At 36.1% G+C, this 22469-nt stretch carries 22 protein-coding genes; 3 read left to right on the forward strand and 19 right to left on the reverse strand.

Features of this window, described 5'->3' with window-relative positions:
* Positions 1-227 precede the first annotated feature (227 nt).
* From cas2 to FJR37_RS00075, 15 genes are all read right to left on the reverse strand, one after another.
* Positions 228-500 (reverse strand): CRISPR-associated endonuclease Cas2, encoded by a 273-nt coding sequence (cas2, locus tag FJR37_RS00005; RefSeq protein WP_039205135.1) that lies wholly within the window; start codon positions 498-500, stop codon positions 228-230.
* A 161-nt stretch (positions 501-661) separates the two neighbouring features.
* Positions 662-1666, reverse strand: a complete 1005-nt coding sequence (gene cas1d / locus FJR37_RS00010; RefSeq protein WP_168464913.1) for a type I-D CRISPR-associated endonuclease Cas1d — start codon at positions 1664-1666, stop codon at positions 662-664.
* Positions 1667-1861: 195 nt separating this feature from the next.
* Positions 1862-2536 (reverse strand): CRISPR-associated protein Cas4, encoded by a 675-nt coding sequence (gene cas4 / locus FJR37_RS00015; protein ID WP_039205108.1) that lies wholly within the window; start codon positions 2534-2536, stop codon positions 1862-1864.
* Between the two features lie 152 nt (positions 2537-2688).
* On the reverse strand, positions 2689-3057 hold the full coding sequence (locus tag FJR37_RS00020) for a four helix bundle protein (protein WP_168464915.1): 369 nt from the start codon (positions 3055-3057) through the stop codon (positions 2689-2691).
* A 202-nt stretch (positions 3058-3259) separates the two neighbouring features.
* Positions 3260-4078: a CRISPR-associated endoribonuclease Cas6 gene (gene cas6, locus FJR37_RS00025; RefSeq protein ID WP_168464917.1), complete on the reverse strand. Its 819-nt coding sequence runs from the start codon at positions 4076-4078 to the stop codon at positions 3260-3262.
* 45 nt (positions 4079-4123) lie between these two features.
* Positions 4124-4831 (reverse strand): type I-D CRISPR-associated protein Cas5/Csc1, encoded by a 708-nt coding sequence (gene cas5d, locus FJR37_RS00030; RefSeq protein WP_168464919.1) that lies wholly within the window; start codon positions 4829-4831, stop codon positions 4124-4126.
* Between the two features lie 62 nt (positions 4832-4893).
* Positions 4894-5919, reverse strand: coding sequence for a type I-D CRISPR-associated protein Cas7/Csc2 (cas7d, locus tag FJR37_RS00035; RefSeq protein WP_168464921.1), 1026 nt, complete (start codon positions 5917-5919; stop codon positions 4894-4896).
* Positions 5920-5962: 43 nt separating this feature from the next.
* Positions 5963-6568 carry a type I restriction enzyme HsdR N-terminal domain-containing protein gene (locus FJR37_RS00040; protein ID WP_168464922.1) on the reverse strand — a complete coding sequence of 202 codons (606 nt, stop codon included), beginning with the start codon at positions 6566-6568 and terminating at the stop codon, positions 5963-5965.
* A 3-nt stretch (positions 6569-6571) separates the two neighbouring features.
* Complete coding sequence (cas10d, locus tag FJR37_RS00045; RefSeq protein ID WP_168464924.1) at positions 6572-10060, reverse strand: type I-D CRISPR-associated protein Cas10d/Csc3; 3489 nt, start codon at positions 10058-10060, stop codon at positions 6572-6574.
* Positions 10061-10290: 230 nt separating this feature from the next.
* Entirely contained in the window at positions 10291-10485 is a 195-nt protein-coding gene (locus FJR37_RS00050) for a hypothetical protein (protein WP_168464926.1), read from the reverse strand.
* A 288-nt stretch (positions 10486-10773) separates the two neighbouring features.
* Positions 10774-12969, reverse strand: coding sequence for a type I-D CRISPR-associated helicase Cas3' (gene cas3, locus FJR37_RS00055; protein ID WP_168464928.1), 2196 nt, complete (start codon positions 12967-12969; stop codon positions 10774-10776).
* Positions 12970-13063: 94 nt separating this feature from the next.
* Positions 13064-13504, reverse strand: coding sequence for a type VII toxin-antitoxin system toxin tRNA nuclease HepT (gene hepT, locus FJR37_RS00060; protein ID WP_168464930.1), 441 nt, complete (start codon positions 13502-13504; stop codon positions 13064-13066).
* Positions 13501-13953, reverse strand: a complete 453-nt coding sequence (locus FJR37_RS00065) for a nucleotidyltransferase domain-containing protein (RefSeq protein WP_168464932.1) — start codon at positions 13951-13953, stop codon at positions 13501-13503. Before FJR37_RS00065 ends, hepT begins: the two co-directional genes overlap by 4 nt.
* Before the next feature lie 44 nt (positions 13954-13997).
* On the reverse strand, positions 13998-14642 hold the full coding sequence (locus FJR37_RS27345; RefSeq protein ID WP_168464934.1) for a PDDEXK nuclease domain-containing protein: 645 nt from the start codon (positions 14640-14642) through the stop codon (positions 13998-14000).
* A 92-nt stretch (positions 14643-14734) separates the two neighbouring features.
* Positions 14735-14962, reverse strand: a complete 228-nt coding sequence (locus tag FJR37_RS00075) for a hypothetical protein (RefSeq protein WP_168464936.1) — start codon at positions 14960-14962, stop codon at positions 14735-14737.
* Between the two features lie 110 nt (positions 14963-15072).
* On the opposite strand from FJR37_RS00075, the gene FJR37_RS00080 reads away from it, so the two are divergent.
* Entirely contained in the window at positions 15073-15939 is an 867-nt protein-coding gene (locus FJR37_RS00080; protein WP_168464938.1) for a WYL domain-containing protein, read from the forward strand.
* 229 nt (positions 15940-16168) lie between these two features.
* Entirely contained in the window at positions 16169-16495 is a 327-nt protein-coding gene (locus FJR37_RS00085; RefSeq protein ID WP_052150108.1) for a hypothetical protein, read from the forward strand.
* Here the strand turns inward: FJR37_RS00085 and kdpC are convergent.
* The 4 genes from kdpC to kdpA all read right to left on the reverse strand — a co-directional run bounded on the left by kdpC (position 16478) and on the right by kdpA (position 21384).
* Positions 16478-17092, reverse strand: a complete 615-nt coding sequence (gene kdpC, locus FJR37_RS00090) for a K(+)-transporting ATPase subunit C (protein ID WP_039205089.1) — start codon at positions 17090-17092, stop codon at positions 16478-16480. The two genes, FJR37_RS00085 and kdpC, sit on opposite strands and share 18 nt — an antisense overlap.
* Positions 17092-17286 (reverse strand): potassium-transporting ATPase subunit F, encoded by a 195-nt coding sequence (locus FJR37_RS00095; protein ID WP_039205087.1) that lies wholly within the window; start codon positions 17284-17286, stop codon positions 17092-17094. Before FJR37_RS00095 ends, kdpC begins: the two co-directional genes overlap by 1 nt.
* Positions 17287-17449: 163 nt before the next feature.
* Positions 17450-19576 carry a potassium-transporting ATPase subunit KdpB gene (kdpB, locus tag FJR37_RS00100; RefSeq protein WP_168464939.1) on the reverse strand — a complete coding sequence of 709 codons (2127 nt, stop codon included), beginning with the start codon at positions 19574-19576 and terminating at the stop codon, positions 17450-17452.
* A 62-nt stretch (positions 19577-19638) separates the two neighbouring features.
* Positions 19639-21384: a potassium-transporting ATPase subunit KdpA gene (kdpA, locus tag FJR37_RS00105; RefSeq protein WP_168464941.1), complete on the reverse strand. Its 1746-nt coding sequence runs from the start codon at positions 21382-21384 to the stop codon at positions 19639-19641.
* A 461-nt stretch (positions 21385-21845) separates the two neighbouring features.
* Here kdpA and FJR37_RS00110 point away from each other — a divergent pair, with 461 nt between their 5' ends.
* The gene (locus FJR37_RS00110; protein ID WP_168464943.1) at positions 21846-22388 is read left to right on the forward strand and encodes a transposase; all 543 of its coding nucleotides are present in this window, start codon (positions 21846-21848) and stop codon (positions 22386-22388) included.
* The last annotated feature ends 81 nt before the right edge of the window (positions 22389-22469 follow it).

Consider the following 22469-nt stretch of genomic DNA (forward strand, 5'->3'; position numbering starts at 1 on the left):
CGCGGGGTGCTGAAAGCCTATATATATGTAGTTTTCAAGGTTCAGTTGCGCGGATGGCTTTATGATAATCCATTTCAAGAAAAGTGTCAAGGAGTAAAATAGCTGAAACTCCTGCTGTGCAAGGTGCGCGGATGGGTGAACTCCATGAACTGCATGAAAAGCTTGTGTAGACATGATTTCAGGCATTTTTTGAGAAATTGAATTTTTTACACCCACCCCCCCGCGCATTAAGCGAAGAAAATCGTCTGATCACGGGGCTGTTCACCACCGATTCTTTCTATTTTACCAAAACAGCAAGCACAAAGGAAGTAAAAGCGAATGCTGTCGGTTTCAGGTTTTATGAGTTTATTGAGACGCGATAGCAATTTAGCATATTGAGTATCAGTTAACTCACATTCAAAAATACTATACTGCACCCATTGTCCATAGGATTTGAGGATACTATGGATTTTAGTACGGCGTTTATCCTCAGAAATATCGTAAGAAACAACAACATTCATAAACTGGTAATGGGTAATAGGTAATTGGTAATTGGTAATTGGTAATTGGTAATTGGTAATTGGTAATTGGTAATTGGTAATAGGTAATTGGTAATAGGTAATTGGTAATTGGTAAAAACTCTTTTCTGTCACCTGTCACCTGTAACCTGTCACCTAAATAGCTACTTCAAAAACAAAGGGGGATATTTATCAGTTGTTCCCATTAAATATTTAGCCAGTAATCTTGCTTGCAATTCAAAAGCCTCTCGATAACTACATTTACGCCCCATTACTGGATGTTTAAACTCCGATATTTTTTTCTTTTCGTACAAAGTTAAAAAAGTTTTACGTCCTTCTGGAGTCAGAGAAACAGCACCACTTAACGGTTCAGTTACAAAATCGGCTGGAGTTAATAATTGCTTATTCAAAATAGATAAAACCACCGCATCTACTACTAAAGGGCGAAACTCTTCCATTAAATCTAAAGCTAAAGAAGGACGATTATAGCGATCGAAATGTAGGTATCCTAAATATGGATCAAAACCGACAATATTCACAGCACTTTGCAGATCATGACGCAATAAAGAATAACCAAAACTTAACAATGAATTTACTGGATCTGTAGGTGGACGACGGACACGCTTAGTAAAAGAAAATTGAGAATTACGAATTAGACTATCAAAACAACCAAAATAAGCAGCACTACCAGAACCTTCTAAACCACGCAAGGAATTGATACTTTCAGTTGAATTAATTGCAGCAATTACCTGTTCAATGCGAGGAATACTTTCAGATAGATCAATATCATTAAATTCACGCTGATAACGCATCAAAGTTTGACGATAATTTTTTAATTTTCCCCTAACAAACCCTTGCACCAGATGAATAGATTGGGGGGTTTCTCCTGCTGCTTGCCATTGTGCCTTGCGAATGAAAATATTACCAGACATTTCCGGTTGTAATTGTCCTAAATAATGTCCCATTTCATCAATAAACGATAAAGGAATATGACGATTAATCAACTCATAAACAACAGCAGGAGAAAGTGTAGAACGACCTAAAACAACCACACCATCTAACTTAATAAATGGTACATCCATGATAATTTTCTTATCAAATTTGACATTAATTCTTTCATCAACTTTACCAATAAAAGAATCTGCCTGTGAAATGTAAAGAGTACCCATGATTAAATCCTCAAAATAGGTGACAGTTTTTAGGTGACAGGTAACAGGTGACAGGTGACAGTTTTTAGGTGACAGGTAACAGGTGACAGGTGACAGGTGACAGGTGACAGGTGACAGGTAACAGGTGACAGTAAATAATTAATTTACCAATTACCAATTACCAATTACCAATTACCAATTACCAATTACCAATAATTAATTTGCTTCTTGATAACGCCCCACCTTATCAGCAAGTTGTGGCAAACATCGAGAATAAAGACTACAACCATCACAGCGTTTTGTTTTTACAGCTTTTGGCATAGCACCTGTAAACAGTAACGTTTGGATAGCTTCAATAGTAGCGATCGTACTACCTCGTAATTCTGGGGTAATTTCTACTAGTTTCCGTTGATGAGTTTGAGCATAATAGATATAGCCAGTATTGATATTTTTTCCTGTCATTTCCTCCAAACACAAAGCTTGAGCGCAAACTTGCAATTCATCATTATCCCATTCTCCCCTGCGTCCTCTTTTGTATTCAATAGGGTAAAATCCGCCATTTTCAAACTCAATCAAATCAGATTTACCAATAAGTTTATATTGCTCTGATTTCAAATAAATAGCGCGTATTTGCCAAGTTTCCTCACGATTTTGTTCTCCAACTGTGTGAACTCGTTCATGTAAACTTGTACCTTCAATTGTGTATTGATTATCAATAAATTCCCCTGCACAATGAATCAACCAGCAACGGTGAGGACAATAGGAATATTGATTTAATGAGGCAATATTAACGTAATCATCATCAGAGGTGACAGGTGATTGGTAATAGGTGACAGGTGACAGGTTACAGGTGACAGTAGGAAGAGAGTTAGTTTGATTTTGTTTAGTCATAGTTAATTAAAAAAGTTGATAAGCTGTTACGCAGCTAAATTTGATAACCATAATTTACTTGAACTTTATAGTGCGGGCATCTTGCCCGCTAGAATTATACAAACTAAATGCACAACAGCTTAGATAACAGGTGACACTAGGAAGATAACTACCTATGAATTATTTAAGATTCGATGACGAAGAGAAGTGAGCATTTTACTAATTTCTATAATCAGCGATAATGTGGGATTTGCTTGTTCTGAAGTTAGATAATTTAACCTAACTGCAAGCATTAAAAAAGTTTCGGTTTCCATTAATGAACCCTTAGCTATAGATAAAAAATGTGCAAAATCGTTTTTAGTTGTTCCTCTTGCATGACCTTCGGCAATATTGGCTGGAACAGATGCAGCAGCACGAGTAATTTGTGAAGTAAGACGATAAATTTCTGTATTTGGAAATGCAGATGCTAATTGATAGATATTTACTACCATATCCATTGATTTTTGCCACACAATTAAATCTCGATGTGATTCAATCTTCATAAATAACTCCTCTTCCCTTATTTACTTTTGCCTCTAACCTATTAACTCTCCCTCTTACCTTCTTTCCTCTTCCCTGTCACCTGTCACCTGTTCCCTGTCACCTGTCACCTGTCACATTATTACTGTCACCTGTCACCTGTTCCCTGTTCCCTGTTCCCTGTCACCTGTCACCTGTTCCCTGTTCCCTGTCACCTGTCACCTGTCACCTTCTCCTAACCATTCCCATTCCCATTGTTGTTTTTCTGCCAATACCAGCATATAAAGCAAAGTCAGCTAAGGCGTTAATTTGTTTAATTGTCGTTGTTTCTACATTGCCAAGAATGCGATAACTGATTTCACCTAAACAACCAATAAATTTATTGTCATAGTTGCTAATAACTTCAGTCTTGATATTAAAAGCACTGGCATAAATTGATTCAAAAGAAATATTGGTTAATTCAATATCGCTATATTTATGCCACCGATTTAGTAGACTATTGAATACAGATTCTTTTGTTGGTAAAACATTATCAAATGCACCTTGACGAAAAGCTACAGGTGTAGAAAAAATGAAATTAAGATTGCGTTCTGTTTCGCTTGCTTGTTGATAAAGTTGGGAATAACTACAAGCATTTGCCCAAGGTTGATTAGATTGGGGTGTACCCTGAATGCTAGTAATATATAGGTTAGCTGAACCTAAATGCCAAGGTTGTTTGGGGTTTATATTTAACCATAAAGGTGTCAGTTGACTAAATAAATTGTCATTTAATAAAGAAATACGCCACCAACAAGAAGTACCAGCAGGAATAGGATTTTGATGGGCATATTGCAAACTATAAGATTGGGTTTTATGTTTGTTTTGTATCTGCAATGGTGAGAGCGTAAAGGCTTTATCGGCGTTTGATTCGTGTAAGTAGTCTCCTAATTTTCTATCAACAGAACTCACTAGGTTAAGAAATAAGGCGTGGTAATGTCTACCTGTGAGGAAATTGGGGTAAATTGGAGATTGGGGGATGATGTTGAGGATGAGACTATGGGGCATAATTAATAATTGAAAGTAGGGTGGGCATTGCCCACCAATTACATTTTAAGCACGAAATCTGTATTGCATTTGTTTAGGAATTTTTACATTTTTGACAGCATCAAAATAGTAATATTCTCCTTGCATTTGCACATTTTGAATCAGACTTACTGGGGGCATATTTACCACATCATAACTAATAACTTGATTAGTAAACATGACATCCAAAGGATTTAAAGGATGAGTACAAGTAAATAAATCAGTTTTGATTTTTGGTTGTGGTAATTTCTCAACCGTAATTTCTGCTTTGCTCATCCATTTACCTAAACGAATCCATTTAGGTAATTTAATCTCTTTTTGAGCAATTAGAAAAAACTCAAATTGACTTTCTGGTGCAATTTCCTTTGCTCTTCCAAAACTGGGAATATTCTTTTGGGTTTTTTCCATTTCTACATGATAGTTATTATTGGCATATTTCCATGTATTGAGAATAGATGAATGTCTCAGAGAACGAGCAGGAGTTATGTAAATTCCTTGTTCATTTAAAGGAGTTAAATGTGCTTCATATTTTGGCACTTGTTCGGGACAGAAATAGCGATAAGAATCCTCTTCTGCAACGGTTGTTGAGTAGATTTGACTATCAACTAAACCGAGTGCATAACAGAGGGCGTAGTTATGAACTATTGCCTCTGTTTCGTAAAGTCTGCCAATTTCACGGGTGGCAAAATAGAGGCTGTCGTGTAGTTCTAATTTGCAGCGATAGATAATGGTCATAGTGGTGATGATAGAGTATAGATCCCCGACTTCTCAAAGAAGTCGGGGATCTGAATATTCAACTACTTAGTTTTAGTGGCTGTTTTCTTCTTGATATGTTTACTGGCATATTCTTTAGCTTCTGTATTAGCTTTTTGCAAAATTGATTTAATTCCTTCTTCGTTATTTGTGAGATTTTTAACTTCATTAATTAGAGGTATAAAAGCATCACCAATTAAATCTGTATGCACAATAAATTCATCATTCATTAAACTCTCAATTGCACTTTTAGCAGATGTAATTACATCATCTTCATCTAAGGGATCTGGAGATTTGAGAGTATTATTAGCCTTCATTTGATCATATATTTCTTGAGTCCACCGCAGGTTACTGGTAATTTCTCCATCAGCAAAAATAACACCAATTAACTCATTTCTAACGCGACCTGTACGGGTTGTTTGTGCGCCATAGTGACGAGTTCTGAGGATGTTATTCAAAACATACAGAAAACTCGCTTCTGTGGGATCTTTCAGTGTTACAATACTGGGAAAGAAAACTTGTGGTCTAATGTGATCTTGTTGATTAATTCTGGCTGTAACTGTACCTATTTCACCATCTAACTTCCCATCTGATTTCTTTTCTCCTTTTGCAGCCATTGTTCCATTTTCATAGGGTGCATTGAGAGTGAATGTTTCATGAGATTCATCAAAAGCTGTAATTGAAAATGCCGTATCTACCACAACTTTTGATTTTTCTGAACCAGAATCACCAATAGCAAAACCATAAATAATACAATCAGGATTATCCATTGCAAAAGATACGTTATATTCACATTCTTCTGCTGTCATAAATTCGTATTTTCGTAATAATTCCCGACCTACTAATCTTTCTGGTGTGGACTGTTTACGTTTGAACATTGAAAGACGGCTAATGGTGTTTCTATCTTTAACTCCGGCTCTAACTCGTGCTTTATTTAGTTCGCTATCTGTTTGAAATAAAGGGTAAGATTCGGTAACACGAATGGTTAAAAAGTGGGCATATTTTCCCATTGGTTTGTAAGGAATTTCTGATTGAAATAATTTAGCGTCAACGGTTTTTAAAAGTGCCATGATTTTCTCCTTGAAATAAATTTTTAATGGCGATGAGAGCAAATTAAATGAGAGTTTGAACGAGAATCCGCATTAAGGGGTCTAAGTCATCAGGAACACGATAGCTATCAAGTCCTTGATTGATGTGTTTATTAGTGCGATCAAGTTGGGCAAATTCCCATATTTTACCAGTAGTAACTGAACCGATAAGATGAGTTTGTTGTTGATTTTCTTGCCATTTATCTAGGGCAATTAATTCTGCAAAAAGCTGAGTCATACCATAATCTAAATCCTCTTTTTTAGCTTCAATTACTAAGAGATTATTTCGATTTTTTATCAGATAATCAAAGTAACCTTGTAGTTGTTCGCTGACTTTAATTTGATATTCAATTCTCACGTCAGATTTAGTATAGTGAACTAAATCTAAAATTATTGGAGAAATTAATACTTCTCTGCGACTTGTCTCATTAGCTAAATCAAAGTATGGAAGAATTTCATCAAGTCGTTCTTGCAACTCTTTTAATCGATCTAGGTTCTCTTGATATTGGGGTAGATTTAAACGTTTTCGAGTGAATGTATAGCCAAATTCTTGAGCAAAATCTTGAGGAGAAATGTGCATCTCAAAATATTTGCTAAAAGTATAAGACTGAGACGGATCGAGAATAGTCATAATCTAATTTTCCTCAGGTTCAATCTCAGTAATTTCATTAGGTTCATCTTGGGGTCGTGCTTTACGTTCTTCATCATCTGCTAGACGATAAAGAAATTCACAAGTATCTCGAATTAGGTTTAATTGACGACCTGCTAAACGTGCGCGATCGCCAGCAAATGATTTTTCAAAAACTTCTACAACAAAGTATCTAGCAAAATCTAAAATTGCTTCTCTTTCCTCATCACGGTGAGCTATAACCCAACGCCCCTCTGCTGTTGAGTTCCGTACTCTCTCCATCAGTTTGAAAATTTTTGCTGCAACAGTATCAACTAATTGAAAACATTCTTTTTCAGCTTTGATAATAGTATCGGCTGCTTCATCAATTGGTTTCAAGATTGCATTTGATTTAATTGGTTTTCCTTTGCTAGATTTAGCTCGATAAAAACGGCGATAAAGTTCCGTTAATTTCTTTGGATGATTCAAAGTTGATTTTTCTTCCACAATTAATTTCTCCTCAATAGAATCAAATTTTGTATAAGGGTCAAAACACGGGTAAAAATGATAGGTATAAAGTTTAACCTTATTAATGCTTGGAGCATCAATTTTTTGCTTACGCACCCACTCATTCAAGTAAGCAAAAATATAAAGTGGACTTGTCTCAAAATCTTTTGCAAGTTCGGCAAATTTACCCCAGTTAGGATCATATCCCGTCTTTCCTTGTCTAGCATTCACATCTAAATGAATAGCGTAAGCTGATGTTAACAGATTTAATGGTGATGGATAATTCTGATTTGTGTCTTTGTCTTTCCAACCTTCTAAGATATAGTCAAGGCGAAAACGCTCCTCTTTCAATAAAACTCTAAATGCTTGCGGCGCACTGTCGAGAAATACGCTTTGTTCAAATTCTGCACCATCTGTAAAGGGTGGAATTGGAGATTCTGAAACTACTGTTTTTACATCCAGAATCATCGGAAATGCTAAAGATAACCAAGCTGGCATTATCCAAGACTCTGTATCTGTTGGTTTTTTATCTTTACCTCTCACTTCTGGGGGTAAAGCCATGAAATAAAATGTTAGAGGCTGTTTTTCTGGATAAGAAATTTTGAAAGTGCGATCATTTCTGTTTTCTTTGTTTTCATCAAGGTAGAATATATCAACATTTTGATAACGTTCCAGTTCAAAGTTAGCTGTCAAGTCTTTACTAATAAAGTGATTACGAACTCCAGTATCAAAGCGAGTTTGTTTGATATTGTCATAGGCTTTATGTAAAAATGTGTTAGTTTCTGGAGTACAGTAATAGGTAGGATAAAAGTATAGATATCTATATTTAGCATCCTCAAATCTACCTCCTGTGGCTTGGGTTTGACTCATTAAAATCTGACGTAACATGATTTCAATGCCAGCGATACTGGATATATTACGTTTTGCGTTAGAACCTCCTAACATTTGCTTATTAGTATAAACTTGAGGAGCAAATAAAACTGCTGATTCCATCTGTTCTGTCACGGTATATGAAGAGTGAGAAATAGAACAAATTAATTGTCTTCCTCTACCATTTTTCTTGGCTGCTTTATAAAATTCAAACTCATCTAAAAATTTGTTCGGTAGTAAGCAATTCTCTCCTGTTTCTGGTAGCATGACAACCTGTGTCACCCAAACTCGTAAATCATGCCAACCATCAGGTAATTCATATTGATTAGCAATAGGTTTAATAAGTTGAGCAATATGGATGATTACTTCTTCACACACTGGACTAATATCTTCAATACCAGGATGCTTTTGTAGGTATTTTGCAGCTAAAAAATACCATTCATAGGCAACACCACCTGTATTTCCTTTTAGTTTGTGTGCTTTTAAAGTTTCGTTAATTCTTTGAATTTCCCTAATTACTGGTATATATTCAGATAAATTCCAGAGTTCAGCAACTTTACAAATTAAATCTTCTGCTACTAAATCTATTGCTGATATTTCTGGTAATGTTTTATTTTTTTTACGTTCATTTTGTCTTTGTTTACGTGCATCCTCAATCTTTTTAACTTTTTCTCCCCAAATCTTACGACTAACTAAATCACCAAATTCAGCAATTTGATCTATCCGAATATCATCATTAAACTTAAAGTCATACGCAGGTGATAAAATATTTTGTTTCTGAAACTTGATTAAATTATCACTACGATCTTTAGAAACAGGTTTTTTACCATCTTTCAAGATCCGTTTAGTGGCTTTCAAGCCAACTTCCATTAATTCTGGGGTATCGAAAAATAAACTGTAGTAATCAGCATATTTCATACCTTTACCATCACGACTAAATCCTGTTTGTCTAGCTTTCAGTTCACCAGCACAAAGTGATTTTATCTTCTCAACAACTCTTTCTGGTATACTTTCAATTTTTACAGGTGGAGCATTACGATCTGTTAAGTAAATGACACCTGTTGGTAGATAAAGCAGTGGTTCATAATATCTATTATCTCCTGTATTAAAATCTGTATGTGCTTCAATCAATGCGTTATTTACAACATTAGTTAACACACCACGATTTTCTGCAATACTGTGATAACTCAGTTTTAATTGTCTATTACTAAGTTGACCAACTATATTATTAATACCTGATTTTAAGGCATCTTGTGGGTGTTTAATGATAGATGCTAACCTATCAGCAAGACAAGCTAAGGCAGCAAGACATACTAATTTATCACCTTTTAATCTTGGTTTTAAGTCACTATGTTCTGAAAAATTCCAGTTTGTATCCCATCTTCTTTGGGTGTTATAAGCAGTGCAGAGTATATCATCAAGATACTCTCGATATTTCTGGTTATCTTGAGGATTAATTAAATAGTCTAGTTTTAGTTCACGAATAATTACATCAATGATTTCCCGATGCTCTAATATTGATAAATCACGGATTTTCTGAGTTTTATCTTTCTGAGCATCTTTATACTTTTGTGGCATTTCGGGAAACCGATCATAATCAAATTTCTCAAAATCATGTAAAATAAAAGATGCAATTAATAAGCGTCTTTCTGTTTCATGAATTACTCGTTTAACTGTAGTATTTAACTTTTCTAGACATTGTTGAATTAAATTTGCAGGAAATAAACCATTGAGTAAGTGAGTATTGAGAGATTGATCACCTGCATTACGTCTGTCTAAAGTTTCTCCTTGTTCTGCTAGTTCCTGTTCTTTTTCGTCTATCCATTTACCGCCTTTAGCAGTGACACCAATAGCGACTCGCAACAAATTTGGTAAAACTTCGTTGGCAAAATCTGCCATGATTTCATCATTAGGATTTTGAGTTAAAATAGCCTCTCTTAAAAGCTTGAGTGTGAGTAATTCACGCCCAATAGTAATATCACGGCTAGAAGGGCTAAAGCCAAAACCTAAATCTTCATCTTCATCATCATTTTCAGGTTCTAAATAATCTTCATCTAATTCATCCTGTAAATCTCCTTCTTCTTCATAATTGAATAATTCCAGTTGTTCTGCATTTTTATTTTCACGTTTTTTAGCCATTTTCAAATTTCCATTAAATTAACTTCAATTGTTTGAATTTATGAAAAAAAGGGAAGCTTTGACAGAATTTATTGCTTTTATAACTAGCGGTGAGTTTAACAAGAGACTTAACCAGCCATTTCTGGGGGTTGAGACTACCTATGTCTGTACTTAACGCCGCAAGCTACTGATTAGCTTCCCTTCGTACCTGTGAGACTCTCATATATATAATTGGAGAGTCTCTATAAAGACTAGGCAGTTTGCTCTACTATCATTTGGTAGCGGTAAACGTTATGAGCAATCCGAATAGTTTTGATATCGTATCCATCGTCTTTGCGGAGTGAATCAATAACAGCATTGAATCTCCAAGTTATAGGTACGAGTTCTTCTGGTGAGTGAGGTTGTCCGTCTGCCAGAAGTTGGCGTATACGTTCTTTTTTACTCATTTGCTCCTCTTAATAGGGTATTTGTCCAACGCTAACACCTCTTTTGTTACTCAGTCAAGGGATCGCTTCTCAAAATGTAGTTCAGACTTATTTAACTGTCAAATCAGCCAAAACTTAATGGTAGGGTTTTGTGAGATGTGGTACTTTTATATGTGGACGGGAGTAAGACTTGCAAAACTTGCGAGCTTCTACAACCCCTATTAGGGATTGAAATAAATACGTCTGAACTTACTGGCGTAAGCTTCTCCTCCGTCCCATCAGTTACAATCCCTATCAGGGATGGCACTTTTAACAAATCCATGCTTCACCCCCTGAACTCTTGAGCCGATAAGCAAGGGTATCTAAAAGTAAAGCTGACTGACCAAAAGCTACAGAGTAAGCAGCAGCATCATCTCTACCAGCTTCATCAATGGGATAGATTTGAAAGTGCATTGGTAGCTGTAGACGTTTTTTTGCCTCGTCTACTTGCATCCGAATAACGTAGCTAACTAAACCTCTTTGCTTTAAACGCTTGTTGATTGCAAAAATCCAGCGTGTAGGAGGTTCTTGCATTACCTGAAGCCCTAATAAAACTTGTACTTTTGCTGAATCGGCGATCACTCCCAAGTCTCCTGAATACGTAAACCGCCAATTTAATCTTTCTTCCCTGTAATCTTTTAACTCCATAAATGCTAGACAGTGTTCAAATCTTCCCTTGGGAATTGGTTGATTTATGTGTTCTGCTGTTTCTCGCAACCGTCGCATAAACTCTGCTTCTGTCATTGGTTCAATGTCTAAATTGCTTAAAATTCCCGGTAATTCATAAGTTTTAAACCTGTCAGCAATATTTTTTTCTGTCAAATCATATAAACCACACTGGAAGCCACTAGAACCTCGAAAACTAGAAGCATCTTCAGCAATTGGATTTCCTGTTTTATTCCCAGAAAGTTCTTGCCATTCTTCCTTCCATTTTTTAATACAACCTCTGACTTTACCTAAGTTAGTTCCAAATACCTGTTGACAATCTTTTGTAAATGCTTCCCGACTAGCTGCATATTCTGATCTAATTGTTTTATGATTTAATCCTTGGCTGCTACTAAGTAGAACTGATTGCACACCTGCCCATCTTCGATAATAGGCTCGAAAATTATTAATCTGGCGATATTTATCTCGAATTTGGTTATGAAAATAAGGACGATCATATATGCCGTTATATTCTAATGCTGGCTTATCTCCCTTGAATAGTTTTTCTACTAAAAATTTAGGTGTTAAAGCATAAGCAGTAAATGTATCAAAACTAATTTTATTGCCATCTTTTTCATAGCCATCATGTCTTCCTAACCTACCTAATCTTTGAATAAAGCTTCCCGCATCTGCTGATTCAAATATGAGAAAATTAATTTTAAAATCAACACCTACATCAATTGTACTTGTTCCTAATACTAAATCAGCACTTAGAGATTTTTCTTTATCTGTCTTACCTGTTAAACTTGTATTTTCCTCAACTCTTTTAAAGGGCTGTAAAAAATCTCTAAATAATGGAGTGAGACGCTTAACTGCTGCAATAGAGTTAAGAATAATTGCACCTTTAGTATTGGGATATTTTTGAAAATGCTCTAGAATAATATGGCGATTATCCCAAAGCCAAGTTTCACAAGCTTTGTAAGTAGATTCTAATTCAATAAACATCAAATCAATTTGTCTTGATACTTGTCTCCATCCATCTTTTTGTAATTTTTGACTCTGCTCTAAAGTATCTGGAAACTGATATTTATTTTTTGCACAAGGATCAATAACTTTAGGGTTAAATCCTGCTTTCTCCAAAAGTTCAATTAGTTGTTCATCCGGTGTAGCTGAAAGGAAAAGAAACTTTTTACGCCGATTTGTGTGGCGAATCAATAGCATTGTATTAATAACGCTGGCAATCTGTGGAGCAGAGAAAACATGAAATTCATCAAATATAAATAAATCAAATTTCGTATCAAGAGGACTCCATAATTTGTTAGGGCTATCTTTAGGAGTTAGGTAGGCGTGTTGATGAAGATAGTGAAAAATATCAGGATTAGTTTGGATAATTTCAGATTCATGAATGCGAGTAGCGATTGCTTCCCACTTTTTAATTCCTTCACTTTCAGCATAAATTTCTAATTCTGCTCCACTTAGCCTTGAAATACGTGGTTCATTATTTGGCTGGAATTGCTCAATATATTTATTAACTTGTGCTTCTTGATCACGCGCCAGTTCATTAGTTGGATAGAGTGCAATTGTATAACAAAATCCTTCAGGTGTGTCTCCTTGCAATGATTGTAAGTAAGCAACTAAAGTTTTGCCATCACCCGTCATTGCAACATCAATTACCACATCAATATCTGGATTTTGTAAAGCTTTTAATGTTTCAACTTGATGCCAAACAAGATTAAATCCATCTGGTAATTCTACTCCTTCAGGCGTGGGGACTGTTTGAGAATAAACTGGTTTGAGTTGAATACTGTAGTTTTCTGACATACCCTTAATAACTCTTGTGAATTTATGGTTAATTTATGTAACTATTGACTAGTGGAAATTTTTTATTTATTTTTTAGTCTTTTAATATTCTTCATTAGCTATTTCCTTCCAACTTAATTAAATAAGAGTTGATTTGTCTAACATAAAGCGGATATTGCTGTAATGCAAAACTAATTGCCATGAAAACCTGATTCGGATCTATATCATCATATTCATGAACCAAACGATTTCTTAAACCTGATGATGGTGCAATCTGTTTTGCTAGTTCGGGAGTAAGAATTTGATATTTACCCAATTCAATGAAAGCCTCAAAATTAGTGTAAGATTTTCCAGGATTGAGTTTTGACAATATATGATCATTGATGTCTATTGCGGCTTGAGTCATTAATTGCAATAGTCTTTCTGTAATTAATTGCTGTTCAAAACTACTCAAATAATCATCTAAACTAATACCTTCAGATTTTTTGAGGTGATCAAGATAACGACCTATCAACTCCAGTCTAGTTTCAATAATCACAGGTTCTATATTTGTCATACTCCCCACCTTTGTAAAAAATTCTCAATGTTTTCTAATTTAGTTTTTTCAATCTTCTTAATTTCTGTATTACTCAATAACACTCTTTGTTGAAATTTATCAAACTCATCTCCTGGTTCTTCATATAATACCTTTCCATCACGAGCTACAAAATGTGCTATGAGTTTTGAACAATGATTAAGTTCTACAATATCAATTTTGTCAGAATTTATTTTGAATATTTCTCCTAAAATTCCAGGTATTGCAAATGCAGCTAATGGATTATTTTGAATATATAAATTATATTTTTCTTCATCATATAAAACAGCAAAATCCCAGTCACTATTGGCGTTAATGTTACCTGTTGCTCTAGAACCAAACAGAACTAACATTTTTAAGTAAGATATTTTTTCAGGAATTTGTGAGGATAACTTATGAAGTTCTGTAATTGTCGGAGTATAATTTTCCATTTGTTTTTACTCTAGCTATAATAGTTATTGTACTATCTCCAAGTTTATTCAATTCCTTCTAACAATCTAGCAACCTGTTCTGGTTCAGGCAACTGATTTTTAAACTCTTGTGGCAAAGTCGAGACAATCTTATAAATTCCTTTATCTGATTCTGGTATTGCATACTTAAGAATAGTTTCATTTCGAGAATGACACATAATAATCCCAATTGATGGATTTTCATCTGGTAGTTGAGATACATCATCTAAAGCTGGTAAATACAATTGCATTTTATTCAAAAAGTCAGGTACAAATTCTCCAATTTTTAAATCTATAGCCACTAAACACTTTAATTGACGATGATACAATAATAAATCAATAAAAAAATCTTCATTATTGACTTTTAAATGATACTGGGTATTAGTAAAAACCAACATTCCTCCCATGTCTTTTAAAAATGGAAAAAGTCTTTTTAAAACTTCTTTTTCAAGCGGTGTTGCATCCTGTTTATTTTCATTACCGTAAGCAATACAAGCTAAAATGTCATCTCTTTCTATACTGGGATATGCTTCTAAAATTGTCTCTATTGTTTCTCCACCTGCAAGTAAGTCTAAAATTAGTGATACCCAAATTCTATGACCTTTAATACAAGGTTTTCCAAAACAAATATTTGGATCAATGGAAATTCGAGATAGTAAATTATTGGTCATAGTTTTTGATCTCACTAGCTGCTATGTTCAAGTAGTGGGAGTAGGAGAAACTACCCCCAATATGTCAACCCCCAATATGTCAGAAATTCTCTTTAAGCGTTGCTTATGGTGAGGGAAGCGATCGCTTTTGACTCAATTACCAGTCTATACTCATGCTGTTGTCCTTGAATACGGCGCTTATCAAACTGATAACCACGTTTCTTGAGGACGTGCATAGTTGCAGAAAAACGATGACTCACCTTTTCTACTAACTCATCTGTAGAATGCCAGCAAGCATCTGACATTACTTCCAGCATACGATCAGCTAAGTTTTCTTTCATAAGAACAAGTATCTCAATCAAATTACCCCAAAAAGTTATCTATTCACCTGGTATACAGATACAATAACTGTAAATAAGCAATATGTCAATAATGTAATTACATTTTGTAGATGTCCAGGAAAAAAGAAACAATTACACTGTCAATTCCCTCTGGTACAAAGGAACAATTGGAAGAAATCGCCCAAAAACTAGGTATTTTTTGGGGTAAGTCTCCCAGTATATCTGGACTATTGGTAGCGATCGCCCAACAAACACCAGAGGCCAAAAAACTGTTCTCCCTCAACTCTGAGCAAGTTAACGCCCTAGATCAAGCCTTCAAAGTTCTGATTGATATAGGTAAAATTGCGGAATCTCAAACTCTGATCAATTTGTTATTGGATTATGGCAATCTTGAAGCACCTTTACAACAGTCACTTATCCGGTTAGTTAACCAACCTAGTGATGCTTGGCGATTGCAAATAGATGAACTTTCTCAAAAAAAGCAGCCCTTTCAAATACTCTATGGCAACACTCAAGGCATAGACCTATCATTTACAGTTCGTTATGCGGAAATCACTTTTGAAGAAAAGCGTTTTTACTTAAATATTTGGTGTGATGAGACTCAAGATATCGCCAATACTGACTTTCCAGAACTCATACACAATCGCTGTTTACGTCTGGATAACATCAAAGGTGTTGTCCCAGTGAATGGACAATGGCGGCATGAAGGACTAGATTCCCTAAATGTATACTTACACTTTTATAGAGGTATGGTGAAAGCATATCAACCAAAATTCAATGATATCAGTAATGAAGAGATTGGGGAGGTACGTCAAGTGGTGAGAAAAGTATCAAACCCTTTTTGGTTATTGCGAGAAGTGATGGTTTATGGAAATGACTGTGAAATAGTTTCACCTGAAAACGTGCGATCGCTCATTCAAAAAAAACTCATTAACATGAGTCAAAATTATGACTTAACTGTATCACTCACCAGTTAATATCATTACATAGCCAAGGATTGAGAAATACCTTACACCACAGCGAAAACCTAGATACGCAATCCAGTAGGGGCGGGGTCTCCCCGCCCTCAATTAGATTACATCCAAACAATAACCGCTATAGTGTAGTGTGTGGAGATTCCTATTCCTGTTACAATAATCCCTATTAGGGATTGAAACTAACTGATCCTCACTACTAGCAAAATCTCTATTGGAGATTAAAAACGTAATGTTGAACATCACAAACGCCAAGTTGAGCTTTTCTGGCAATAATGCTCTTAGTGAAAACGAAGCGATGAGAGAAATTGCTTACAGCATGGACTTATTAATTCCTGGATTATACTTATGGCTACCAGGAATACTTATGCGTATTGGTGGTGATGTTCCTGATGATCAACCTTATAAATATCCAGGTAAGATTCACAGCAGAATAGGTATTGCTTTAGTATTGCCAGGGTACAAGATTTTTACATCTTACCAGGGAACTTATGACTCATTTGGAGAGGACTTGAGAAAAGGATTTCATTATTTGTCTGATTTAACCTCCAGATTTTAAAGCATCCACAGCTAAATTTAACTTTAAAACATTGACTCCAGGTTCTCCAAAAATACCAAGAAAACGCCCATCAATATTCTGATTAATTAAACTTTCCAGTTTTTGTTCTTGAACTCCCCTAGCTTTTGCCACTCTAGCAATTTGTGCCTTAGCACCTGCTAAACTAATATGAGGATCAAGACTAGAACCAGAAGTATAAACCAAATCAGCAGTAGGTTTTATACCTGCCGTCTGTAAACCCTGAAAACCATCATTTCCCTTAATCCGTTCTATTAATGCTTTATTACTGGGAGCTAAATTACTAGCGCCAGATATACCTGTCTTTAAAACTCCACTTTCATCCTTCCTTGGATCTGCTGTACTGTAATTAGTGGTACTGGGACGACCATTAAAATAGCGTTCAGAAGTGAAAGGTTGCCCAATTAAATCAGAACCAATAACTTGTTTTTGGCTATTAGTAATTAAACTACCATTAGCTTGATCAGGAAATACAATTTGACCAACAATAATCATGATCAATGGATAAATTAAGCCGCAAATTATCCAAGTGATTAAAGTAGCACGAATAGCCTGGTTAGCATCTCTAGTAAAACTCATTAAAATTTCTCCGGTTGAAACATTACAAAAAACAAATAAATAGACAGACTTAAAATTCCTACTCCTAATAGTCCTAAAGCCCAAGCTTGTGAACGAGAAAAATGTTCAGATGTAGCCGCATAAACCATTGGGGCAATAATTAAATTACTGCATATTCCTAAAAATAAATAAATCGGGAGTTGATGTTTGTGCATAATTTCTGATGTTGGGATATTTCTTTTCGTCGTTAGGCACTTGTTGATCCCCCCTAACCCCCCTTATTAAGGGGGGAACTAGAATCAAAGTCCCCCTTTTTAAGGGGGATTTAGGGGGATCTAAAAGTTCTTGATACATAACTAATAACTTTTCAAACCTCCTCTAGTTTAAAGGCAGAATGACATCAATTAATTTAATGGCAATAAAGGGCGCAATAATACCCCCAACACCATAAATAAAGATATTGCGTTTTAATAATTGATCTGCTGTGAGAGGTAGAAACTTTACACCCTTGAGTGCTACAGGAATCAGTGCCGGAATAATTAAAGCGTTATAAATTAGAGCCGAAACTATTGCTGATTGAGCGCTTTTTAAGCCCATAATATTTAAAGCATCAATCCCTGCTGCGCCAAAAATAGTGGGAATGATAGCGAAATATTTAGCAATGTCATTAGCAATAGAAAATGTAGTTAATGCCCCACGAGTAATTAGTAACTGTTTACCAATAGTCACCAAATCAATTAATTTGGTAGGATCAGAATCTAAATCCACCATATTAGCAGCTTCCTTTGCCGCTTGTGTTCCCGAATTCATGGCTACACCCACATTTGCTTGAGCTAAAGCTGGTGCATCATTAGTCCCATCTCCCGTCATTGCCACTAATTTACCTTGAGATTGTTCAGCCCGAATGACACTAATTTTATCTTCTGGAGTAGCTTCAGCAATAAAATCATCAACTCCTGCTTCCCTGGCAATAACACTAGCTGTAATGCGATTATCACCAGTGAGCATAATAGTTTTCACCCCCATTCTTCGCAGTTGATCAAATCTTTCTTTAAGACCAGGTTTAACAATATCTTTGAGATAAATCACACCATAAATTTGGTCATTTAAACAAACAGCTAAAGGTGTACCTCCCAATAAAGAAACCTGTTCATAAGCCGCATCTAATTCTGGAGGAGCTTGAGTACCACGAGAACGGACAAAACCTTTAATTGCATCTACCGCACCTTTTCTAATTTCACTACCATCAGCTAAATTAATCCCACTCATGCGAGTTTTAGCTGAAAATTCTACACCTTCAGCATGATCAACATCAACATCTAGCACTACTTGATATTTTTCTGCTAACTTCACAATTGATCTACCTTCCGGTGTTTCATCAAACAAACTGGAAATTTTTGCAATTTTCGCCACATCTTCCACAGAGTAATTATTCACAGGAATAAATTCATCAGCCATACGATTGCCTAAAGTAATAGTTCCTGTTTTATCTAAAACTAAAGTATTAATATCACCACAAACTTCTACTGCTCTCCCAGAAGTAGCAATCACATTAAATTGAGCGACTCTATCCATGCCAGCTATACCAATAGCACTCAATAAACCACCAATAGTTGTAGGAATTAAAGCTACTAACAGAGAAATTAAAATGGCAATACTTGCACCATTGCGTAAATTATTCCCTGCTTCTTCCCCAAATACCACACTAATAAAATTAGCGATATAACCAGTAAAAGGAGGAAGAGTAGAAACCACAATTAAAAACACCTGGGTAAGAACTGCTAACAGCACAGTTAAAGCAATTTCATTAGGTGTTTTACTGCGTTCCGCACCTTCTACCAGAGAAATCATTCTATCAATAAAACCTTGACCGGGATCAGCAGTAATGCGAATTACCAACTCATCGGAAAGTAAGCGTGTACCACCTGTAACCGAACTAGCAATATCCGTACCCGGTTGTTTGAGTACAGGGGCAGATTCTCCCGTAATGGCTGACTCATCAACAGAACCCATACCTTGAGTAACTTCTCCATCAGCCGGAATCATATCACCTGCAATGACTTTCACTAAATCCCCCTTACGTAATTCCGTAGAGTTAGTGGTTTCAATCACCCCATTAGGTAAAATTTTCCGAGCCATAGTATCAGAACGGGTAGCTCTGAGAGTATCAGCTTGGGCTTTACCCCTTCCTTCCGCCACAGATTCCGCAAAATTGGCAAACAAAACGGTGGAAAATAAAATCAGAGTAATTATCCCATTTAACAGTCGTTGTTGATTAAGATCAGCCTTAACAGTGCCAAATAAATTAGGGTCAAGAGTGACTAAAAAAACCACTATTGTCCCCACCCAAACAATAAACATCACCGGGTTTTTGACAGAAATGCGGGGGTCAAGCTTGACGAATGACTCACGAATAGCTCTTTGATACAATCCCCGCATATTTGCTTTCGGTGTATGCTTGCGAGATTCACGAGTTCCATGAGGAAGACGAAGATTATTTGTCATAATTTAATACTCTTAATTGCTCTCTGCGCCTCTGCGCCTCTGCGTGAGACAAAAAACATGATTTATTTAATCCCTTTAGCGATCCAAAATGCTTCACCGATAGGACCAAAAGCCAAAACCGGAAAAAACGTCAATGCACCCAAGATCAAAATTATTCCAGCAGTGACACTGGTAAATAATCCCGTATCAGTGCGTAAAGTCCCTGTAGTCAAGGGTACACTTGGTTTACGAGACATATTATCTGCTAGTAACAATAAGCCTGTAATGGGGACAAAACGCCCTGCGAGAAGACTAAAACTGGCGCTGAGGTTCCACCATAAAGCGGTAATAGTGGGTTTTGCTCCCATAGCTATGGCTAAAGGTGATGGTTGGGAGTCTCCTAAACCTTCGAGTCCAGAACCGTTGTTAGCTGCGGCTGAGGTATATTCATACAGCACTTGAGCAAAACCATGAAAACCGGGATTACTGATTCCTGCTAGTTGGTCGGGAAAAGCTAGGGTGATTCCGGCTGGTATCATGATGGCGATGGGATGTACTAAAAGAATCAAAAAACTGGCCAGGACAACTTCGCGTTTTTCGATTTTTCTTCCTAAAAATTCCGGTGTTCTGCCTACCATTAAGCCTGTAGCAAAGACGGTTAATATGAGGTAAGTAAATAAATAAGCTGTTCCTGTTCCTTGTCCGCCCCAAATGATTTGGAGAAACATATTGGCAAAGGTAACAAAACCGCCGTTGGGCATAAATGAATCAATTAAACTATTAATTGCTCCACACATTGTGGCGGTTGTCGCAACTATAAATAAGGCTGATTGCGCCCAACCAAATCTGATTTCTTTTCCTTCTAAGTTCGGTTGTGTACTTCCTAAAATGGTATTGATGGCTGGGTTGCCGTTATATTCTCCTATGGCGGTAGTGATAATAAAGATGATGAAAATTATGCCTACCATGCTGTAAACTAACCAGGCTTGTTTGCTGTTGTTGGCAAATATTCCATAGGTGTAAATTAGGGATGTGGGAATTAACAACATGGCGATGATTTCTATGAGGTTAGAAAATCCGTTGGGGTTTTCATAAGGATGGGCAGAATTGATAGTAAAAAATCCGCCGCCGTTTTCTCCTAGTTGTTTGATAATTTCCAAATGGGCAACTGGTCCGCGAGCGATCGCCTGACTAATGCTAGAATTTTCTAAGGTGGGAAATACTGCCGGTCCTGCTAATGTTTCTGGTACTCCCGCTATCATTAGGAATATTGCGCCTACTATACTCATGGGTAACAATATTCGCGTAATCGAACGAATTAAATCTACATAAAAATTGCCTAACGGTCTGCCTGTTAATCCTCTAATAAATGCTATACTTACTGTTAGTCCTGTAGCAGCGGAAGTAAACATTAAATAGCCAATTCCCCAAATTTGACTACCATAACTGAGATAAGTTTCTCCTGAATAATGTTGTTGATCTGTGTTGGTGAGAAAGGATATGGTTGTATGTAAAGCTGTATCCCACGTCATCCCACCAATTTGCGTGGGGTTGAGAGGTAGCCATGCTTGATTTATGAGGATGAAAAATATTAAACATCCCATGACTAAGTTGCTGTAAAATATAGCTGCTGCATATTGCCAAGCGGTCATATCTGGTTTACTATGAACACCGATGAGCAGGTAAATGAATCTCTCAAGTTTGTCAAATATGGGGTCGAGAATTGTCCTCTGTTCTTGGTAAATACGCGCCATATATTTTCCCAAGATAGGTGTGATGCCTACTACTATGAGTAGAGTTAATGCTATTTGTATCCATCCTTGAATCATAATTTTAGACTAAGAATATAGGCTGATTAGACATCTCCGCAAATTAAAGATGCTTGACTTGAAACCCTTGCAGAGACGTTCCATGTAACGTCTCTATCATCTTTTTTGGATATGTCTATTGAATAACCAATTTCTATAATTCATTAATTTCTGATTAAAAACAAGATTCGCAAGGTATATTTTATGTTTAGCTTAATGGATTTACTTAGCAGCGAGGAGATTCATATTTATACAGGTGCTAATTGAGCGATCGCTATTGTAACAAATCATCACTGGCTTGTTAAGCGATAGATTACGATTCAATACTTGTCAGTTAAGGAAATGTAGGTTGGGTTGAGGAACGAAACCCAACACCACCCACCAGAATATGATAATTAATGTTGGGTTTCCTTGGGTCAACCCAACCTACGGGGTAAAATCAAGATCATAAAACACAACTTTAATCACAGGATATTTATAGTATGGAATATCGCCGCGCCAATGTGGCAGGAGGAACATACTTTTTTACAGTGGTGACAGAGAAAAGACAAAAAATATTATGTTTACCAAAAAATGTTTCTTTATTAAGAGATGCTTTTGGTTATGTGATGCGGAAACATCCATTTATTATAGATGCTATTGTGATTTTACCTGATCATCTTCATTGTATTTGGACATTACCAGAAAATGATCATGATTTTTCCACGCGTTGGCGGTTAATTAAAAGTTATTTTAGTCGTCAATGTGAAACTATTTCACCAGAAAATATATCTGCATCTAGAAAAAAGAAAAAACAACGGGCTATATGGCAATATCGTTTTTGGGAACATTTAATTAGAGACGAAATAGATTTTCAAAATCATGTTGAATATATTCATTATAATCCGGTGAAACATGATTTGGTAACAGCACCAAAAGATTGGGAATATTCAAGTTTTTATCGCGCTGTGCGTCAAGGTATGTATGACATGATGTGGGGTGCGGGTGAGGAAATTATTTTTGATGATGATATTGGCAACGAGTAGGTTGGGTTGTAGCAAGATCCCGAAGGGTATGAAATGAAACCCAACATTTGGGGTATAATACCTACGGATAGTGTTGGGTTT

The organism is Aphanizomenon sp. UHCC 0183, assembly GCF_009712065.1.
Taxonomy (GTDB): Bacteria; Cyanobacteriota; Cyanobacteriia; order Cyanobacteriales; family Nostocaceae; genus Dolichospermum; species Dolichospermum heterosporum.

Bases quoted from the DNA above. Each gene is read 5' to 3' on its own strand.
- cas2 (WP_039205135.1), bottom strand. From the start codon at position 500: ATGAATGTTGTTGTTTCTTACGATATTTCTGAGGATAAACGCCGTACT.
- cas1d (WP_168464913.1), bottom strand. From the start codon at position 1,666: ATGGGTACTCTTTACATTTCACAGGCAGATTCTTTTATTGGTAAAGTT.
- cas4 (WP_039205108.1), bottom strand. From the start codon at position 2,536: ATGACTAAACAAAATCAAACTAACTCTCTTCCTACTGTCACCTGTAAC.
- FJR37_RS00020 (WP_168464915.1), bottom strand. From the start codon at position 3,057: ATGAAGATTGAATCACATCGAGATTTAATTGTGTGGCAAAAATCAATG.
- cas6 (WP_168464917.1), bottom strand. From the start codon at position 4,078: ATGCCCCATAGTCTCATCCTCAACATCATCCCCCAATCTCCAATTTAC.
- cas5d (WP_168464919.1), bottom strand. From the start codon at position 4,831: ATGACCATTATCTATCGCTGCAAATTAGAACTACACGACAGCCTCTAT.
- cas7d (WP_168464921.1), bottom strand. From the start codon at position 5,919: ATGGCACTTTTAAAAACCGTTGACGCTAAATTATTTCAATCAGAAATT.
- FJR37_RS00040 (WP_168464922.1), bottom strand. From the start codon at position 6,568: ATGACTATTCTCGATCCGTCTCAGTCTTATACTTTTAGCAAATATTTT.
- cas10d (WP_168464924.1), bottom strand. From the start codon at position 10,060: ATGGCTAAAAAACGTGAAAATAAAAATGCAGAACAACTGGAATTATTC.
- FJR37_RS00050 (WP_168464926.1), bottom strand. From the start codon at position 10,485: ATGAGTAAAAAAGAACGTATACGCCAACTTCTGGCAGACGGACAACCT.
- cas3 (WP_168464928.1), bottom strand. From the start codon at position 12,969: ATGTCAGAAAACTACAGTATTCAACTCAAACCAGTTTATTCTCAAACA.
- hepT (WP_168464930.1), bottom strand. From the start codon at position 13,504: ATGACAAATATAGAACCTGTGATTATTGAAACTAGACTGGAGTTGATA.
- FJR37_RS00065 (WP_168464932.1), bottom strand. From the start codon at position 13,953: ATGGAAAATTATACTCCGACAATTACAGAACTTCATAAGTTATCCTCA.
- FJR37_RS27345 (WP_168464934.1), bottom strand. From the start codon at position 14,642: ATGACCAATAATTTACTATCTCGAATTTCCATTGATCCAAATATTTGT.
- FJR37_RS00075 (WP_168464936.1), bottom strand. From the start codon at position 14,962: ATGAAAGAAAACTTAGCTGATCGTATGCTGGAAGTAATGTCAGATGCT.
- FJR37_RS00080 (WP_168464938.1), top strand. From the start codon at position 15,073: ATGTCCAGGAAAAAAGAAACAATTACACTGTCAATTCCCTCTGGTACA.
- FJR37_RS00085 (WP_052150108.1), top strand. From the start codon at position 16,169: ATGTTGAACATCACAAACGCCAAGTTGAGCTTTTCTGGCAATAATGCT.
- kdpC (WP_039205089.1), bottom strand. From the start codon at position 17,092: ATGAGTTTTACTAGAGATGCTAACCAGGCTATTCGTGCTACTTTAATC.
- FJR37_RS00095 (WP_039205087.1), bottom strand. From the start codon at position 17,286: ATGCACAAACATCAACTCCCGATTTATTTATTTTTAGGAATATGCAGT.
- kdpB (WP_168464939.1), bottom strand. From the start codon at position 19,576: ATGACAAATAATCTTCGTCTTCCTCATGGAACTCGTGAATCTCGCAAG.
- kdpA (WP_168464941.1), bottom strand. From the start codon at position 21,384: ATGATTCAAGGATGGATACAAATAGCATTAACTCTACTCATAGTAGTA.
- FJR37_RS00110 (WP_168464943.1), top strand. From the start codon at position 21,846: ATGGAATATCGCCGCGCCAATGTGGCAGGAGGAACATACTTTTTTACA.